An 18,359-nucleotide genomic window follows, 5' to 3' on the forward strand; every position below is an offset into this window, starting at 1 on the left:
GCGGATGCGACAGGGGAGTAGCGGATTTTTTTTGGGGGGGTGGCGTGGCCGTGGGATCGGGGCGTCAGAGGCCGAACGCCTCGAGCGCCGGGCGCCCGTCCATCCCCCCGTGGTCCAGACCGAACAGCCGGGCGACCGTGGGCGCCACGTCCAGCGTGCGGACCGGGCGGTCGACGACCTGCCCCCGGCGCACGATCCGGTGTCCGCCGCCGACGAAGAACGGGATCCCCAGCGTGACCTCATGACCGTGGTTGCCGGGGATCGGGTTGGAGAACGGCGTCGGGTCGGAGAAGCGCCACCCCGGATGGCACGTGGCCACCAGGTCCCCGCCGCGCTCGCCCAGGGAGAGCTCGGCGGGATCGTAGAGTCGGTTGACCCCGGGGAGTCCGCCGACGACCTCCCGCAGGCGCGCGAGCGAGGCCGCCCGCTCGGGCGCCGGGCCGAGGTAGGCGAAGGTGTCCGCCCCGCCGTTCTGGGCGATCCCGAACCGGCCCCGCAGGGCGGGGTCGGCGTCGATCGCGCCGGCCGCGCTGATGAGCCGGAGCGGCTCCGACCAGTCCATGCCGTGGTCGGCCAGCACGATGAGCACCGAGCGCTCCCACCGACCGGTCGAGCGCAGGAACTGCTCGAAGTCCCAGAGTTTGTTGTCGGAGTTCGCGACCGCCTGGTTGCGCGCCAGCCGCAGCGACGTACCCGACAGGTCCATGTGCCCGAATCGGTCCATGTCGCCGAGGTTGACGAAGGTCATGCGCGGGGCGTGGTCGGTGACGGTCCGCTTGAGGGCCTCGACGGTGAACCAGTCCAGGGAGTGGTCGGTGATCGGCACCAGCGGGAAGGGCGCCCACTGCACGCTCGCACGCCCGCCGAACAGCCCGTGGAGGTAGTCCTTGCTCAGCACGCTCGCGGTGGTCAGCCCCGCCTCGGTGCGGATGCGGTCGAGCACGGTGGGGGCGCGCAGGTCGTCGGGCCGGTCGAGGGTCCTGTCGGTTCCGGCCGCGTGGTCCCAGACGGCGTTCGCGGGGACCCCGTTGCGTTCGGGTAGGACCCCGGTGACCATCGCGGCGTGGTTGGGCAGCGTCTCGGCGATCATCACCGAGGAGGCGTCGGAGAACCGGGTGCCCTCGGACGCCCAGCGGTGCAGCGTCGGGGCCTGGACGGGGTTGAGTTCGTCGGGCCGCATCCCGTCGGTGACCAGGACGTAGACATCGAGGTCGTCGGCGACGGGCCGGGTCGGGTTCGCCCACACCGGGGCGGGCTCGGCGAGCAGGGTGATGCCCACCGCCCCGGCCGCGGCGACCATCCCGGCGCCGGCCAGCGCCTCCCGGCGGGTCATGGTGGGGCCGTGGCAGGGGTCGTCGTGGCGGCTCATCGTGTGGGGCTCCTCCGGTCAGGATGGACTGCTGAGAGTTCTACCCCGCGCGGGCGGGGCGCACCTGGGATCCAGGGAACCGCACCGGGTGGAGTGAGGCCGGCGCGCCGCGCGGTGCGTCGCCGGATGTTCACCCGCGGGCGGTCCCGGGCCCGTCGGTAACCTGACGGGGTGAGCGATGACGCAGGGCTGTTCGCGGCCGGGGACGCCGGAGCCGGAGGGCCGGCGGGGTCGGCCGCCTCCGCGCCCCCGCCGATCGACCCGTCGGCCCCGCTGGCGGTGCGGATGCGGCCGCGGTCGCTGGAGCAGGTGATCGGACAGGACCACCTCCTGCGCCCCAACTCACCGCTGCGGCGCCTGGTCGAGGGACGGGGCGGCTCCTCGGTGATCCTCTACGGGCCGCCGGGCACGGGCAAGACCACGTTGGCCAACCTGGTGGCGAGCTCGTCCGGTCGGCACTTCGTGGCCCTGTCGGCGTTGAGCGCGGGCGTCAAGGACGTCCGGGCGGTGATCGACGACGCCCGAACCAGGCAGATCCACGGCCGACGCACGGTGCTGTTCATCGACGAGGTCCACCGCTTCTCCAAGAGCCAGCAGGACGCGCTGCTCGCCGCGGTGGAGAACGGCATCGTGCTGCTGGTGGCGGCGACCACGGAGAACCCGCATTTTTCCGTGATCGCCCCGCTGCTCAGCCGGTCGCTCATCGCCGAACTCCACGGGCTCGACGAGCAGGGCGTGGCCACCGTCATCCGACGTGCGGTCGCCGACGAGCGGGGGCTCGCCGGGACGGTCGAGGTCACCGACGAGGCGGTGGAGGACATCGTCCGACTCGCGGGCGGTGACGCCCGCCGCAGCCTGACCGTCCTGGAGGCCGCCGCGGAGGCGGCCGAGGACGGGTTGGTGACGCCCGAGATCGTCGAGCAGAGCCTGGACGCGGCCCCGGTGCGCTACGACCGGGACGGCGACCAGCACTACGACGTCACGAGCGCCTTCATCAAGTCGATCCGCGGCTCGGACGTGGACGCGGCCCTGCACTACCTCGCACGGATGCTGGTGGCGGGGGAGGATCCGCGCTTCATCGCGCGCCGGCTCATGATCCACGCGAGCGAGGACATCGGGATGGCGGACCCCACCGCGCTGCTCTCGGCGTCGGCCGCGGCCGAGATCGTGCAGAAGGTGGGGCTACCGGAGTGCCGTCTCGCCCTGGCCCAGGCCACCATCCACCTCGCCACGGCCCCCAAGTCCAACGCGGTCATCTCCGCGATCGACGCCGCGATGGCCGACGTCCGGGCCGGGGGCGTGGGGGAGGTGCCGCGGCACCTGCGCGACGGCCACTACGCCGGGGCCAGGGGGCTGGGCAACGGGGTCGGCTACACGTACGCCCACCAGGCCCGGGCGGGGGTGGTGGAGCAGCAGTACCCGCCGGACGAGCTCGTCGGACGCGACTACTACTCACCCTCCGGTCACGGGAACGAGCGGGAACTCTCGACACGCCTCACCAGGCTGCGCGGCATCATCCGGGGGACGACGTAGCCCGGGTCCGGGAACCCTCGTCACCGGTGGTCGCGGCACCCGGGCGGCGATCCGGTCCCGGGGCGCCCACCTCGTCGTCGTCTCTGTCGTCGTCTCCGTCGCGGTCGCCGCGGGCGTCCCCCCGTCCGGCCTTCCTCCGACCGCTCCGGAGCCGACGGTAGGCTGAGCAGTCGTCCCACCACCTCGTCACGACCACCAGTGAGGCCCCCTGTGCAGACCCATGAGATCCGGCGTCGTTTCCTCGACCACTTCGTGCGGGCCGGGCACGCCGAGGTCCCCAGCGCGTCACTGGTCCTGGACGACCCCAACCTGCTGTTCGTCAACGCCGGCATGGTCCCGTTCAAGCCGTACTTCCTGGGCCAGGAGACCCCCGAGCACGCCACCGCGACCTCCATCCAGAAGTGCGTGCGCACCCTCGACATCGAGGAGGTGGGCATCACCACCCGCCACAACACCTTCTTCCAGATGGCCGGGAACTTCTCCTTCGGCGACTACTTCAAGGAGGGGGCGATCCGCCACGCGTGGGCGCTGCTCACCACATCCGTGGAGGACGGGGGGTTCGGGATCGATCCGGAGCTGCTGTGGGTCACCGTCTATCTCGACGACGACGAGGCCTTTGGCATCTGGCGGGACGTGGTCGGCATCCCCGCCGAGCGCATCCAGCGCCGGGGCATGGCGGACAACTACTGGTCCATGGGCGTGCCGGGGCCGTGCGGTCCCTGCTCGGAGATCTTCTACGACCGCGGGCCGGCGTACGGGCTCGAGGGCGGGCCGGAGGCGGACGAGGACCGCTACATCGAGATCTGGAACCTCGTCTTCATGCAGAACGAGCGCGGCGAGGGCACCGGCAAGGACGCGTTCGAGATCCTCGGACCGCTGCCCAAGCAGAACATCGACACGGGCATGGGCGTGGAGCGCGTCGCGTTCCTGCTGCAGGGGGTGGAGAACGTCTACGAGACCGACCTGCTCCGCCCGGTGATCGACACCGCGGAGCGGCTGTCCGGCGCCCAGTACGGTGCGGACCACGCCTCCGACGTGCGCTTCCGGGTGATCGCCGACCACGCGCGGACGGCGTACATGCTCATCTCCGACGGGGTGACCCCGGGCAACGAGGGCCGCGGGTACATCCTGCGGCGCCTGCTGCGCCGCATCGTGCGGTCCGTGCGGCTGCTGGGCGCGACCGGGGACGCGATGGCGGCCTTCATGGCCACCGTCAGGGAGGCGATCGGCCCGTCGTTCCCGGAGACGGTCGCCGGGTACGACCGGATCGAGCGCATCGCGGTGGCGGAGGAGGTGGCCTTCCTCAAGACCCTCGAGTCCGGGACGCAGCTGTTCGAACGCGCCGCCGAGGCCGCCAGGGAGTCGGGCGCCGCCACCCTGTCGGGCCGCCAGGCCTTCGCCCTGCACGACACCCACGGCTTCCCGATCGACCTCACCCTCGAGATGGCGGCCGAGGCCGGACTGACGGTGGACGAGGAGGGCTTCCGCTCCCTCATGTCCGAGCAGCGGGCCCGGGCCAAGGCGGACTCGCAGTCCAAGAAGCACGCCCACGCCGACCTCTCGGTGTACCGCGACTTCCTCGACGCGGGGGAGACCGTCTTCACCGGCTTCTCCGAGCTGACCGACGAGTCGACCCTGGTGGGGATCGTCTCCGGCGGCGATTCCGTGCGGGTGGCCAGGGAGGGTGACCAGGTCGAGTTCGTGCTCGACCGGACGCCGTTCTACGCCGAATCCGGCGGGCAGCTGGGCGACCGCGGCATGATCTCCACCGCCGGCTTCCAGATGCGGGTGGACGACGTGCAGAAGATCGGCAAGAAGCTCTGGGTACACAAGGGCGTGCTCACCGGGGGGGAGGTCGAGGCCGGCCAGCTCGTCACCGCGGCGGTCGACCCCGAGTGGCGCAAGGGCGCCACGCAGGGTCACTCGGCCACCCACCTCGTGCACGCCGCGCTCCGGCAGATCCTCGGGCCGGAGGCGGTCCAGGCGGGCTCTCTCAACAAGCCGGGCTACATGCGGTTCGACTTCAACTGGTCGGGCTCCATCCCGGCCGACGTCCTGGCGCAGGTCGAGGAGATCACCAACGCGGCCGTGGACGCCGACTACGGCGTGAACACGGTCGAGACCTCCCTCGACGAGGCCAGGCGGATGGGCGCGATGGCCCTGTTCGGGGAGAACTACGGGTCCCGCGTCCGGGTGGTGGAGATCGGCGGCCCGTTCTCCATGGAGCTGTGCGGCGGCACCCACGTGTCGAGCTCCGCCCAGATCGGCCCCGTCACCCTGCTGGGCGAGGCGTCGGTGGGATCGGGTATCCGCCGCGTGGAGGCCTACGTCGGCATGGACGCCTACCGGCACCAGGCCCGCGAACGCGCGCTGGTCTCGGGCCTGGCCACCTCGCTCAAGGCGCCCACCGACGAGCTGCCCGACCGCGTGGCCGCGCTGGCGGCCAAGCTCCGGGACGCGGAGAAGGCCCTCGAGGCGCTGCGCGCGGCGTCACTGGCCTCCCAGGCCGGGGACCTGCTGTCGGCGGCCGAGGACCTCGGCGGGATCCGCTTCCTCGCGCACTCGACCCCGGGGGGAGCGGCGGCTGACCTCCGCACCCTCGCCTCCGACCTCAAGGGCCGGCTCGGCGGGGACGCCGGGGTCGTGTTCCTCGCCGCTCCCGGCGCGGACAAGGTTCCGTTCGTGATCGCCGTCAGCCCCGCCGCCCAGGACCGCGGGCTCAGGGCCGGCGACCTGGTCAAGGCAATCGCCCCCGCACTGGGGGCGCGGGGCGGCGGGAAGCCGGACATGGCGCAGGGCGCGGGAACCGACCCGTCCGGACTCGACGCCGCCGTGGCCGCGCTGCGCGCCGCGGTCCGGGAGGTCGGGTGACCGACGCCCCCGGCGCGGCCGGCGTCGGGGCCGGGTGGACCCGCGGCCGACGCCTCGGGCTCGACGTGGGCACCGCACGCATCGGTGTGGCCTCGTGCGACCCGGACGGGATCCTCGCGACACCTGTAGAGACGATCCGCGTCTCCAGTGGCGACCCCGGGTGGGCGGCGGAGGTCGCGCGTCTGTCCGCCCTCGTCGAGGAGTACGACGCCGTCGGGGTGATCGTGGGGCTGCCCACCTCCCTCAAGGGCAGGGACACCGCGTCCACGGCGATGGCCCGGTCGTTCGTCGCCGCGCTCGAGGCCGCCTCGCCGGACCTGGCCGTGGAGTTCCAGGACGAGCGGCTCACCACCGTGTCGGCGGGAGCCGCGCTCCACGGGGCGGGCAGGACGACCCGCCAGCAGCGCGGGATCATCGACCAGGCCGCGGCCGTGGTGCTCCTGCAGGCGTGGCTCGACTCACGGCACGCCCGTCGATGAACGGTGTGCGCGGCGCGTCGGCTGGATAAACTCACCGCGAGCACCACGCTGTCCGTCGGGCAGCTCCACCGAACCCCTGGCTAAGGAGCACCATGTCTGCGGCACGAGGACGATCGCGCACGAGTGGCACCACCAGATTCATCCTCCTCGCGGCCGTGGTCGGGGTCGTCCTGGCCTTCGCGGTGATGGTCTTCCGCAATCTCAACGCCGAGGTCTCCGCCGCGCCGGACTTCAGCGGCGAGGGCACCGGCAACGCCCTGCTGCACGTCGAGCCGGGGGACACCCTGGGGATGGTCGGTGACCGGCTGTACGACCTGGGGACGGTCGCCAGCACGCGCGCGTTCACCGGCGCCGCGTCCGGGACCCCGGTCGAGGGCATCCAGCCGGGCTACTACCAGGTGCGCGAGGAGATGAGCGCCGCATCGGTCGTGGCGGCCCTGGCGGATCCGCGGAACCGCGTCGGCTTCATCGACATCAAGCCCGGGGGGCGCCTGCTGGACACCGTGGTGGTGGGCGGCGGCACGGAGAAGGGCATCTTCACCCAGATCGCCGAGGCCACCTGCCTGCGGGACCTGGACGTGCCCGACGCCCCGCCGACGTGCCGGTCCCCGCTCGAGATCGTCGACGCCGCGGTCCGGGTGGATCCCGTGGCCCTGGGGGTTCCCGGGTGGGCCATCAACGAGGTGCAGGCCGCGCCCGACCCCGTGCGGCGCCTCGAGGGCCTGATCGCACCGGGGGTCCATACCGTCAACCCCCAGTCCGACCCCGTCGAGATCCTCCGCCAGCTCATCGCCTCCTCCACCCAGTCCTACGACCAGACCGGGCTCGTGGCCTCCGCCGAGCGGATCGGCCTTACCCCGTACCAGGTCGTCACCGCCGCCTCCCTGGTGGAGAAGGAGGGCACCCTCGAGGACTTCGACAAGATCGCCCGGGTGATCCTCAACCGTCTCGACGAGCCGATGCGGCTCCAGTTCGACTCCACGGTCAACTACGCGCTCGCCGACCAGGAGATCGCCACCACCGACGCCGACCGCGCGGCGGTGACGCCGTGGAACACCTACGCGATCGACGGTCTGCCGTACGGCCCGATCGGCTCTCCCGGACTCGACGCGTTGCGCGCCATGGAGAACCCGGCCGACGGGCAGTGGAAGTACTTCGTCACGGTCGACATGCAGGGCACCACCAGGTTCGCCGACGAGTACCCGGAGCACGAGCGCTACCAGAGTGAGGCGATCGCCAACGGGGTCCTGTCCAGTGGGCGCTGACCCCGTCATCCCGCCGGCCGACGGCCCCCGGTCCGCCGCGGTGCTCGGGCACCCGGTGGATCACTCGCTCTCCCCGGTCCTCCACGGCGCCGCGTACCGCGCGCTGGGGCTGGACGGCTGGACCTACGAGCGGATCGACTGCGACGCCGAGCAGTTGCCGGCGGTCGTCGACGCATCGCCGGCGGACCGGGTGGGTTACTCCGTCACCATGCCCGGGAAGTTCGCCGCGCTCGACCACGCCACCGAGGTGAGCGCCCGGGCCCGGATCGTCGGGAGCGCCAACACCCTGGTGCGTCGCGGCGACGGGTGGTGGGCGGACTGCACGGACGTCGACGGCGTGACCGGCGCGCTGGCGGCCTTCGGGGACCTCCCGGCGGAGCCGACCGCCGTCGTGCTGGGGGTCGGCGGGACCGCCCGGCCGGTCCTGGCGGGACTCGCCGAGGCCGGCGCCACCCGGGTCGTCCTGGCGTCGCGTCGCCACAACGCGGGACCGGCGGCGGCCTGCGGTCGGGTGCTGGGGCTGGAGATCCACACGATGTTGCTCACCGATCACGCCCTCCCGGCCGAGGTCGCGGGGGCGGACGTGCTGATCAACACCGTTCCCGAACCGGGGGTCCGGGATCACCTGCAGCTGGTGTCCCACGCCCGTCGTCTGTTCGACGTCCTCTACCAACCCTGGCCCACCGCGGCGGGTGCGGTCGCGCGCGACTACGGGATCCCGGTGGTCGGGGGCGACGTGATGTTGCTCAACCAGGCCTTCGGTCAGGTCGAGTTGTTCACGGGCCGCCCGGCGCCGCGCGCGGAGATGGCCGCCGCCCTGACGGAGGCGCTCGGTCGCTAGCGCGGCCCTGATGTGCCGGTCCGGCGGCGGTCGTGGGATGATCGGCGGCGTGCTGAAGTGGACCACCGCCGGAGAATCGCATGGCCAGGCCCTCGTGACGATCCTCGAGGGCGTCATAGCGGGTGTAGAGGTGACGAGCGAGGACATCGCCTCGCAGCTCGCCCGTCGCCGCCTGGGCTACGGTCGCGGGGCCCGGATGAAGTTCGAGGCCGACGCGGTGCGGGTGCTCGGGGGGGTCCGCCACGGTCGCACGATGGGCTCTCCCATCGCGATCGAGGTCGGCAACACCGAGTGGCCCAAGTGGGAGCAGATCATGTCCGCCGACCCGGTGGACCCCGACTCCATCGAGGACAAGGCCCGCGCGGCGCTCCTCACGCGACCCCGGCCCGGTCACGCGGACTTCGCGGGGATGCTCAAGTACGACTTCGACGACGCCCGCATGGTCCTGGAGCGGGCCAGCGCCCGCGAGACCGCGGCCCGGGTCGCCGCCGGGACGGTGGCCCGCGCCGTCCTGAGGGACGTGCTGGGAGTGGAGGTGCTGTCGCACGTCGTCTCCATCGGCGGCTCGGAGCCGTACGTCGGACCCGAACCGGCCTTCTCCGACCTGGCGGACATCGACGCCAACCCCGTCCGCGCCTTCGACACCGCCACCGGCGAGTCGATGATCGCCGAGATCGAGGCCGCCAAGAAGGCCGGGGACACCCTCGGCGGGGTGGTCGAGGTCGTGGTCCACGGGCTGCCCATCGGGCTCGGATCCCACGTCTCGGGCGAGGAACGTCTCGACGCCCAGCTGGCGGGTGCCCTCATGGGCATCCAGGCCATCAAGGGCGTCGAGGTGGGCGACGGGTTCGAGACCGCACGGCGGCGCGGCAGCGTCGCGCACGACGAGATGCTCCGCGGGGCCGACGGCGTCGAGCGGAGGACCAACCGCGCCGGGGGACTCGAGGGCGGGATGACCAACGGCCAGGCCCTGCGGGTTCGCGCCGCGATGAAGCCGATCTCCACGGTGCCGCGGGCACTGGGCACCGTCGACATGGCGGACGGGTCCACCGCCACCGCCATCCACCAGCGCTCGGACGTGTGCGCGGTGCCGGCCGCCGGGGTGGTCGCCGAGGCGATGGTGGCCCTCGTCCTGGCCCGATCGGTCCTGCAGAAGTTCGGCGGGGACTCGCTGTCCGAGACGCGCCGCAACGTCCGGGGTTACCTCGACGCGGTGGCCGAGCGACTGGACTGGGACACGGACCCGGCATGAGCGACCCGGCCCGACCGGTCGCCGTCCTGGTGGGTCCGCCGGGTGCCGGCAAAACCACCATCGGACGCAAGGTGGCCCGGCGGCTGGACGTACCGTTCCTCGACGCCGACCAGATGATCGAGGAGTCCGAGGGCCGGACGATCCCGGAGATCTTCGCCACGGACGGCGAACCCGGCTTCCGCGCGATCGAGGAGCGGATCGTGGGGCAGGCCCTCGAGTCGTTCGACGGTGTGCTCTCCCTCGGCGGCGGGGCGGTGCTCTCGGCGGAGACCCGGCGGCGACTGCGCGGACAGCGCGTGATCCACCTGACGATCGGCGTGGCCGAGGGGGTGCGCCGATCCCAGGGGCCGGGCCGACCGCTGCTCGCCGGTGGCGACGTGACCGCGCGCTACCAGGCGCTGCTGACCGAACGCTCGCCGCTGTACCGCGAGGTGGCGTGGTCCACGGTGAGCACCGAACGCCGGAGTTCGGGCAAGGTGGTGTCTGAGATCGTCGACAGGCTCACCTCCGGTGACCCGCACGTCCGGGACGCGGGTGTCCGACCGTGAACGACGCTGGACCCGATGGCGATACGACCGAGGAGCGGGAGCTGCAGATGAACCAGGACCACGAGAAGGCCGGACCCGTGGTGGTCGAGGTGCGGTCCGCCGACCCGTATCCGGTGGTGATCGGTCGCGGTCTGCTGCCCGAGATCCTCGAGGCGTGCTCCTCCGCGCGCAACCTCGCGATCTTCCACCAGCCCCCGCTGACCCAGACCGCCGAGGCGCTGCGGGAGAAGCTCGCCGAGGCCGGCGTCAACGCCCACCGCGTGGAGATCCCCGACGCCGAGGCCGGGAAGGACCTCCAGGTCGCGGGGTACTGCTGGGACGTGCTCGGCAAGATCGGGCTCGGCCGCAAGGACACCGTGGTGAGCCTGGGCGGCGGGGCCGCCACGGACCTGGCGGGCTTCGTGGCCGCCACCTGGATGCGGGGGGTCCGCGTGGTGCACATCCCCACCACCCTCCTGGCCATGGTCGACGCGGCCGTGGGCGGCAAGACCGGGATCAACACCGACGCGGGGAAGAACCTCGTCGGCTGCTTCCACGAGCCGGCGGCCGTCTTCATCGACACCGCCACCCTCGAGTCGGTGCCGCGCAACGAGCTTGTCTCCGGCATGGCCGAGGTGGTCAAGTGCGGCTTCATCGCGGACCCCGTGATCCTCGACCTCATCGAGGCCGATCCCGAGGCGGCCCTCGACCCGACCGGCGACACGATCGTCGAGCTCATCCGCCGCAGCGTGCAGGTCAAGGCCGACGTCGTGGGCCAGGACCTCAGGGAATCGGGCCTGCGCGAGAACCTCAACTACGGACACACCCTCGGCCACGCGGTCGAGCGGCGCGAACAGTACCGCTGGCGGCACGGCGCGGCCGTGAGCGTGGGCATGTGCTTCGTGGCCGAACTGGCGCGGCTGGCCGGCCGCCTCGACGACGCCACGGCCGACCGTCACGCCTCGATCCTGTCCTCGCTGGGGCTCCCCACCGGGTACGACGAGGACGCGTTCCCCCGGCTGCACGAACTCATGGCCGGGGACAAGAAGAACCACTCCGGGTTCCTGCGCCTGGTGGTGCTCGACGGCCTCGGCCGCCCCGCTCGCATGGAGGCCCCGGACCCGTCGCTCATGGTGGCGGCCTACGCGGCGATCTCCGAGGGCCGCCGACCCAGCGGTGGCGGGATCCTGCTGTGACCGACCGGTTGGCCGCGCGGCGTCGCGACGTGGCCGCCGCCGTCGTCGACGCGGGGGCGACCGCGCTCCTCGTCACCGATCCCCGCAACATCGCCTACCTCACCGGCTTCCGCGGCTCCGGCGGCGCCGCCCTGGTGGAGGACGACGGCGAGGCGGTGCTCTGCACGGATTCGCGTTACGAACTCCAGGTGGTCGAGCAGGCGCCGGGCGTGGGGCACGTGATCTCCCGGGAGTACGTCCCGGGAGTCCTGGGGCGCCGCCGTGGACCCGCGGACGCCCCGCTCGCGGTGGAGGCGGACGTCCTCACCCTGTCGGCCGCGGCCGCCCTGCGCCGGTCCCTCCGGGAGGCCGGGGCGTCGGGCACCCCGATCGTGGAGACCAGCGGGTTGGTCGAGCAGGTCCGTCGCACCAAGGACCCGACCGAGCTCGACACGATCGGTCGGGCGTGCCGGATCGTGGACCGCGCGTGGACCGATCTGCTGGCGAGGGGGCTGCTCGCCGTGGGCCGCTCCGAGCGGGAGGTCGCCGCGGATCTCGAGCACGCGATGCGCAGGGCCGGGTCCGACGGCGTGGCCTTCGAGACGATCATCGCCTCGGGCCCCAACGGCGCCCACCCGCATCACGTGCCCGCGGACCGCGTGCTGGCCGACGGGGACCTGGTCGTGGTGGACTTCGGCGCGACGGTCGCCGGTTACGCCTCCGACTGCACCCGGACGGTGGCGCTGGGCGGCGCGGCGGACCGGTTGCTCGACGCCTACGAGGTCGTCCGGCGCGCGCAGATCGCCGGTGTCGACGCGGTCCGCGCGGGGCTCTCCTGCGCCGAGCTGGACGGGGTCAGTCGCGGGATCATCGCCGGCGCCGGATTCGGCGACCACTTCGGCCACTCCCTGGGACACGGGGTGGGGTTGGACGTCCATGAAGCGCCCGCGGTGTCGCAGAGATCCACGAGTACACTGTCCGACGGCGATGTGATCACCATCGAGCCGGGGATCTACCTCCCGGGCCTCGGGGGGATCCGAATCGAGGACACCGTGGCCGTCACCGGCGGCGGCGGCAGGTCCCTGACCACCACGTCGACGGCGCTCAGGGTGCTCTGAGCAGCCGTCCCACGAAGATGCGCGCGGCGCCGGTCCCCGGCCGCCCGCGGCCGACCCGCGAAGGAGAACCGACCATGGCGTCCACCGCCGACTTCAAGAACGGCCTCGTCATCAAGGAGGAGGGGAACCTCTGGCAGATCCAGGAGTTCCAGCACGTCAAGCCCGGTAAGGGTCCGGCGTTCGTCCGCACCAAGATGAAGAACGTCGTCTCGGGCAAGACCATCGACAAGACCTTCAGCGCCGGCGTCAAGGTGGAGACCGCGACGGTGGACCGCCGGGACATGACGTTCCTCTACCGCGACGGCGAGGACTACGTCCTCATGGACGAGAAGGACTTCGAGCAGATCAACGTGCCGCCGAGCGTCATGGGCGACAGCGCGCGCTTCCTGCTGGAGAACACCAGCGTGCAGGTGTCCGTGCACGAGGGCGTCCCGCTGTTCGCCGAGATGCCCGTCTCCGTGGACCTGCTGGTCCAGCACACGGACCCGGGCCTGCAGGGCGACCGCTCGACCGGTGGGACCAAGCCGGCCACGCTCGAGACCGGCGCGGAGGTCCAGGTTCCGCTGTTCATCAACACCGGCGACAAGCTGAAGATCGACACCCGCGACGGGCGCTACCTCAGCCGGGTGAACGACTGACCATGACGGACGACGTCGACTACCGGCGCCGGGGCTCCCGGTTCCGGGCGCGGAAGCGCGCCGTGGCACTGCTGTTCGAGGCGGAACTGCGGGATGCGGACGTGGTGGAACTCGCCGAGGAGCGCCGCAGGATGGGTGCCGACTCCCAGGAGTTCCACGACGTGGCGCCGTACACCATGGAGATCGTCACCGGCGTGGCGGAGCGGCTCGACCGCCTCGACGCGATGATCTCCGAGCACCTGCGCGAATGGACCCTCGAGCGCCTCCCGGCCGTCGACAGGGCGGTGCTCCGCGCCGGCGCGTGGGAGCTGCTCTTCGGCACCGAGCAGGTGGATTCGGCCGTCGTCATAGACCAGTCGGTGCTGCTGATCACCGAGCTGTCCGCCGAGAAGTCGGTGGCCTACGTCAACGCCGTCCTCGACCGGGTCGCGGGGCTGGCCGAGCACATCCGGGCCGCCGAGCGAGCGGTGTCGGCCCTGGGATCGGCGGAGGCCTCGGACGTGTCCGAGCCCACCCCCGACACGCCGGAGGCGGGCCCCGGGGACTGATAGAGTTCGGTCCCGAAAGCTATCCCTTTAACGAGCCGTCCAGCGAGGCGGACAAGGAGGTGGTGATCGGTGAACGCTGATGGTCCGGATACGACCTCGGTCTCACTCTTCACGTCCGACGACGTCGCCAGGACGGTCTCCCGCCTGGCACATCAGATCATCGAACGCACGGCGGCGGACGCGCCCGACTCGGGCCCCGTGGTCCTTCTCGGCATCCCGACCCGAGGGGTGCCCCTGGCGCACCGCCTGGCCGAGCGAATCCGCGAGTTCAGCGGAGCGGACGTCCACGCCGGGTCGCTGGACGTCACCCTGTACCGCGACGACCTGGCCGGCGGCCCGCACCGCCCGATGGGCCCGACCTCGGTCCCGGCGGCCGGGATCGACGCCGCCACGGTCATCCTCGTCGACGACGTCCTCTTCTCCGGCCGGACGATCCGGGCGGCGTTCGACGCCCTCCGCGACCTCGGCCGTCCCGCCCGCGTCCAGCTCGCCGTCCTGGTGGACCGGGGGCACCGGGAGCTCCCCATCCGCGCGGACTACGTGGGCAAGAACGTGCCGACAGCCCGCGACGAGGACGTCTCGGTCCGGTTGACGGAGATCGACGGCCGCGACGCGGTGGTCCTCGTGCGGCCCGACCCGGAGGGCACGCGATGAAGCACCTGCTGTCTGCAGCCGATCTCGACCGCGACGCGGCGCTGTCCATCCTCGACGAGGCGGGTCGGCTCAAGGACGCCCTCCTCGGCCGCGAGGTGCGCAAGCTCCCCACCCTGCGGGGCAGGACCGTCCTCACCGTGTTCTACGAGAACTCCACCCGCACGCGGGTGTCCTTCGAGACCGCCGGCAAATGGCTGAGCGCGGACGTCATCAACGTCTCGGCCAGCGCCTCGTCGGTCCAGAAGGGCGAGTCCCTCCGGGATACCGCGATGACGCTGACGGCCATCGGTGCGGACGCCCTGATCGTGCGGCACCCCGCCTCCGGGTCCGCCCAGCAGATCGCGCGGTGGGTCGCGCCGGGCGGTGTCGGTCCGTCGGTGATCAACGCCGGGGACGGGATGCACGAGCACCCCACGCAGGCGCTGCTCGACGCCATGACCATCCGGGAGCGCCTCGGCGGGATCGAGGGACGACGGGTGGTGATCGTCGGCGACATCCTCCACTCGCGCGTCGCCCGGTCCAACGCCCTGCTCCTGTCCACGCTCGGGGCGGAGGTGGTCCTGGTGGCGCCGCCCACGCTGCTGCCCGTGGGCGTCGGGACGTGGCCGGTGCGCGCCTCGACCGACCTCGACGCCGAACTGCCCGGGGCGGACGCCGTGATGATGCTGCGGGTCCAGGCCGAACGGATGAACGGGGGATTCTTCCCGTCCGCCCGCGAGTACGCGATCCGCTACGGGCTGGGTCCCGCCCGCGCGGCGCGACTCCCCGGGCACGCCGTCGTGCTCCACCCGGGCCCGATGGTCCGCGGCATGGAGATCGGGTTCGACACGGCGGACGCCCCGTCGTCCGCGATCCTCCAGCAGGTCACCAACGGCGTCCACGTGCGGATGTCGGTCCTGCTCCACACTCTCGTCGGAACGGAAGGAACCCCCGAGTGAGCGTCCTCGAACCCCCGGCCCTGCTACTGCGCCGGGTGCGGCCGTACGGGGAGGGAGACCCCGTCGACGTGCTCGTCCGCGACGGTCTCATCGCCGCGATCGGGCCCGACGCGGGCGGTGCCACCCCCGACGGGGACCCCGGCACCGTCGAGGTCCACGACCTGGACGGCGCGGTGCTGCTTCCCGGGTTCGTCGACCTCCACACCCACCTCCGCGAGCCCGGCCGGGAGGACACCGAGACGATCGCCACCGGCTCGGCGGCCGCCGCCCGCGGCGGCTACACGGCGGTGTTCGCCATGGCCAACACCCAACCGCCGCAGGACAACCAGACCGTCACCGATTCGGTGTGGCGGATCGGGCGGTCGCTCGGGCTGTGCGACGTCCACCCGGTGGGCGCGGTCACCGTCGGGCTGAAGGGCGAGCAGCTCACCGAGATGGGGCAGATGGCCTCCGGTGAGGCGAAGGTCAGGATCTTCTCCGACGACGGCATGTGCGTGGACGACCCGCTGGTGATGCGTCGGGCGCTGGAGTACTCCGCCGGCCTCGGCGTCCTGGTGGCCCAACACGCCGAGGAGCCCCGGCTCACCCGGGGTGCGGTCGCGCACGAGGGGCCGACGGCCGCGCGGCTGGGGCTCACCGGGTGGCCGCGATCGGCCGAGGAGTCCATCGTCGCCCGCGACGCCATCCTCGCCCGGGACGCGGGCGCCCGGGTCCACATCTGCCACGCGTCCACGACCGGCACCGTCGAGTTGCTGAAGTGGGCCAAGGCGCAGGGGATCTCCATCACCGCCGAGGTCACGCCCCACCACCTCCTGCTCGACGACTCGCGGCTCGAGTCCTACGACGGCGTCTACCGGGTCAACCCGCCGCTGCGCGAGGCCCACGATGCCCGCGCGCTGCGCGAGGCCCTCGTCGCGGGCGTGATCGACTGCGTGGCCACCGACCACGCACCCCACGCCGCGCAGGAGAAGTGCTGCGAGTTCGCCGCCGCCCGTCCCGGCATGCTCGGGCTGGAGACCGCCCTGCCCATCGTGGCGGCGCTCCTGGTCGAGTCGGGGGAGATGACCTGGCGCGATCTCGCCCGCGTCATGAGCACCCGGCCCGCCGAGATCGCCGGCCTGCCGGATCAGGGGCGACCGATCCAGGTGGGCGAGCCCGCCAACCTCGCCGTCGTCGACCCCGATTCCCCGTGGACCGTCGTCGGCGAGGAACTCGCGAGCCTGTCCGCGAACACCCCCTACGAGGGCATGACGTTCGCCGCCCGGGTCGTGGGCACCGTCTACCGGGGCCGGATGACGAGCCTCGACGGGACGGTGCTCGCATGAGCCAGGACGCGTGGACCGTACTCGTCGTGCTCGCGGTGTTCCTCGGGCTGCTCGGGTTGATGGCGCTGGGGTGGCGCAACCGCAGCCGGTCCCAGGAAGGCCTGTTCGACCGGCTGCCGCCGGCCCCCGCCGATCCCGGTGCGGTGGTCCTCGGCCCGCTGACCGGCGTGTACATCGGCAGCACGATCGCGGGGGACTGGCAGGCGAGGATCGCCAGGGCACCGCTGGGGCACCGCTCCGCCGGCACCCTCACCGCGTACACCGGCGGCCTCGCGCTCGACCTGGTCGACGCCACCGTGTGGATCCCCAGGGCGGACCTCGTCGACGTGCGCCGCGCGTCCGCCCTGGCCAACAAGACCGTGCCCGGCGGCGGCATCCTGGTCGCCCGGTGGCACGTCGACGGCAGCGACGGCCGCTCCCTGATCGACACCGGCTTCCGGGCCGACGACAAGGACTCGTACCCCCGCTGGGAGGCACTGCGCGGCGACGCCACGCCCGCCGACCTGCCCGACACCCCCGAGACGCCCAGCTCCACCACCGAGGAGAAGCAGTGACATCGCACAACAGCACCACAGCCGCACCGGGGGCCCGTCAGCCCGCCGCGCTCGTCCTGGAGGACGGCCGGATCCACCGCGGCACCGCCTTCGGGGCGACCGGCACCACCCTCGGCGAGGCGGTGTTCACGACCGCCATGTCCGGGTACCAGGAGACCCTCACCGACCCGTCCTACTGCCGGCAGATCGTCGTCACCACCGCACCCCAGATCGGCAACACCGGGTGGAACGACGAGGACGGCGAGTCGCTTCTCGACGGCGAGGACGGCGGCGGCCGGATCTGGGTCTCCGGACTGGTCATCCGGGACCTCTCGCGCCGCGCGTCCAACTACCGGTCCCGGCGCACCCTCGAGGACGAGCTGATCGAGCAGGGGACGGTCGGCATCGCCGACGTCGACACCCGGGCGGTGGTCAGGCACATCCGCGACCTCGGCGCGATGAAGGCCGGCATCTTCTCCGGGGCGGACCTGGTCAGCGACGAGTCGATGCTCGCCACCGTGCGCGCGCAGGAGTCCATGGCGGGGGCCTCGCTGTCCGGCGTCGTCTCGACGGACGCCGCCTACGTCGTCGAGCCCGAGGGCCGGGCGCGGTTCACGGTGGCCGCCCTGGACCTGGGCATCAAGACCAACACCCCCCGCATGCTCGCCGCCCGCGGGGTCCGGGTCCACGTGATCCCCGCGGGCTCGACCCTGCAGGACGTCCTCGACCTGGACGTGGACGGGGTGTTCCTCTCCAACGGGCCCGGCGACCCGGCCACCGCGGACGCGGCCGTGCACCTCACCAAGGAGGTGCTGAGCCAGGGGATCCCGTTCTTCGGGATCTGCTTCGGCAACCAGATCCTGGGCCGCGCGCTGGGGCTGGAGACCTACAAGATGCGGTTCGGGCACCGGGGGACCAACATCCCGGTGATCGAGAAGTCCACCGGGGCCGTGGCCATCACGTCGCAGAACCACGGGTTCGCGCTCCGCGCACCGGAGACCGACACCTGGGAGACGCCGTGGGGTACCGCCACGGTCACCCACGTGTGCGCCAACGACGGCACCGTCGAGGGGGTCGCCCTCACCGACGGCTCCGCCTTCTCCGTCCAGTACCACCCCGAGGCCGCCGCGGGTCCGCGCGACGCCGCCGACCTCTTCGATCGATTCGTCAGCCTGCTCGGCTCCTCCGCCGAGGGTTCCGCCGACTCCAGAAAGGGCTCGAACTGATGCCCCGCCGCACAGACATCAACCACGTCCTCGTGATCGGCTCCGGTCCGATCGTCATCGGCCAGGC

The 18,359-nt window shown here is 72.4% G+C and carries 17 protein-coding genes; 16 read left to right on the top strand and 1 reads right to left on the bottom strand.

Features of this window, described 5'->3' with window-relative positions; genetic code table 11:
* Positions 1–64 precede the first annotated feature (64 nt).
* Positions 65–1,369 (bottom strand): alkaline phosphatase family protein, encoded by a 1,305-nt coding sequence (locus B4M60_RS02520; RefSeq protein WP_291079984.1) that lies wholly within the window; start codon positions 1,367–1,369, stop codon positions 65–67.
* Between the two features lie 255 nt (positions 1,370–1,624).
* Between B4M60_RS02520 and B4M60_RS02525 the strand changes: the two genes are divergently transcribed.
* The 16 genes from B4M60_RS02525 (at position 1,625) to carA (ending at position 18,292) form a co-directional block, all read left to right on the top strand.
* Complete coding sequence (locus B4M60_RS02525; protein ID WP_291080026.1) at positions 1,625–2,902, top strand: replication-associated recombination protein A; 1,278 nt, start codon at positions 1,625–1,627, stop codon at positions 2,900–2,902.
* A gap of 210 nt (positions 2,903–3,112) precedes the next feature.
* Positions 3,113–5,773, top strand: coding sequence for an alanine--tRNA ligase (gene alaS / locus B4M60_RS02530; RefSeq protein ID WP_291079985.1), 2,661 nt, complete (start codon positions 3,113–3,115; stop codon positions 5,771–5,773).
* Positions 5,770–6,252, top strand: coding sequence for a Holliday junction resolvase RuvX (ruvX, locus tag B4M60_RS02535; RefSeq protein ID WP_291079987.1), 483 nt, complete (start codon positions 5,770–5,772; stop codon positions 6,250–6,252). The genes alaS and ruvX overlap by 4 nt, the downstream gene beginning before the upstream one ends.
* Before the next feature lie 92 nt (positions 6,253–6,344).
* A complete protein-coding gene (gene mltG, locus B4M60_RS02540) occupies positions 6,345–7,517 on the top strand; it encodes an endolytic transglycosylase MltG (RefSeq protein WP_291079989.1) in 1,173 nt (390 codons plus the stop codon).
* On the top strand, positions 7,507–8,358 hold the full coding sequence (locus B4M60_RS02545; RefSeq protein WP_291079991.1) for a shikimate dehydrogenase: 852 nt from the start codon (positions 7,507–7,509) through the stop codon (positions 8,356–8,358). The genes mltG and B4M60_RS02545 overlap by 11 nt, the downstream gene beginning before the upstream one ends.
* Positions 8,359–8,407: 49 nt before the next feature.
* Positions 8,408–9,610 (top strand): chorismate synthase, encoded by a 1,203-nt coding sequence (aroC, locus tag B4M60_RS02550; protein WP_291079993.1) that lies wholly within the window; start codon positions 8,408–8,410, stop codon positions 9,608–9,610.
* Positions 9,607–10,158, top strand: coding sequence for a shikimate kinase (locus tag B4M60_RS02555; RefSeq protein WP_291079995.1), 552 nt, complete (start codon positions 9,607–9,609; stop codon positions 10,156–10,158). The genes aroC and B4M60_RS02555 overlap by 4 nt, the downstream gene beginning before the upstream one ends.
* A 47-nt stretch (positions 10,159–10,205) precedes the next feature.
* A complete protein-coding gene (gene aroB / locus B4M60_RS02560; RefSeq protein WP_291079997.1) occupies positions 10,206–11,333 on the top strand; it encodes a 3-dehydroquinate synthase in 1,128 nt (375 codons plus the stop codon).
* Positions 11,330–12,430 carry a M24 family metallopeptidase gene (locus B4M60_RS02565; protein WP_291079998.1) on the top strand — a complete coding sequence of 367 codons (1,101 nt, stop codon included), beginning with the start codon at positions 11,330–11,332 and terminating at the stop codon, positions 12,428–12,430. The genes aroB and B4M60_RS02565 overlap by 4 nt, the downstream gene beginning before the upstream one ends.
* A 74-nt stretch (positions 12,431–12,504) precedes the next feature.
* Positions 12,505–13,068, top strand: coding sequence for an elongation factor P (gene efp / locus B4M60_RS02570; RefSeq protein WP_291080000.1), 564 nt, complete (start codon positions 12,505–12,507; stop codon positions 13,066–13,068).
* A 2-nt stretch (positions 13,069–13,070) separates the two neighbouring features.
* Positions 13,071–13,616 (top strand): transcription antitermination factor NusB, encoded by a 546-nt coding sequence (gene nusB, locus B4M60_RS02575; RefSeq protein ID WP_291080002.1) that lies wholly within the window; start codon positions 13,071–13,073, stop codon positions 13,614–13,616.
* A 69-nt stretch (positions 13,617–13,685) separates the two neighbouring features.
* Positions 13,686–14,270 carry a bifunctional pyr operon transcriptional regulator/uracil phosphoribosyltransferase PyrR gene (gene pyrR, locus B4M60_RS02580; protein ID WP_291080004.1) on the top strand — a complete coding sequence of 195 codons (585 nt, stop codon included), beginning with the start codon at positions 13,686–13,688 and terminating at the stop codon, positions 14,268–14,270.
* Entirely contained in the window at positions 14,267–15,208 is a 942-nt protein-coding gene (locus tag B4M60_RS02585; protein WP_291080005.1) for an aspartate carbamoyltransferase catalytic subunit, read from the top strand. The genes pyrR and B4M60_RS02585 overlap by 4 nt, the downstream gene beginning before the upstream one ends.
* Positions 15,205–16,533, top strand: a complete 1,329-nt coding sequence (locus B4M60_RS02590) for a dihydroorotase (RefSeq protein ID WP_291080007.1) — start codon at positions 15,205–15,207, stop codon at positions 16,531–16,533. The genes B4M60_RS02585 and B4M60_RS02590 overlap by 4 nt, the downstream gene beginning before the upstream one ends.
* Positions 16,530–17,087, top strand: a complete 558-nt coding sequence (locus B4M60_RS02595; RefSeq protein ID WP_291080009.1) for a hypothetical protein — start codon at positions 16,530–16,532, stop codon at positions 17,085–17,087. The genes B4M60_RS02590 and B4M60_RS02595 overlap by 4 nt, the downstream gene beginning before the upstream one ends.
* Complete coding sequence (carA, locus tag B4M60_RS02600) at positions 17,084–18,292, top strand: glutamine-hydrolyzing carbamoyl-phosphate synthase small subunit (protein ID WP_291080011.1); 1,209 nt, start codon at positions 17,084–17,086, stop codon at positions 18,290–18,292. Before B4M60_RS02595 ends, carA begins: the two co-directional genes overlap by 4 nt.
* Positions 18,293–18,359 lie beyond the last annotated feature (67 nt).

Origin of the sequence: Dietzia sp. UBA5065 (assembly GCA_002415925.1) — a bacterium.
In the GTDB taxonomy this organism is placed as follows: domain Bacteria; phylum Actinomycetota; class Actinomycetes; order Mycobacteriales; family Mycobacteriaceae; genus Dietzia.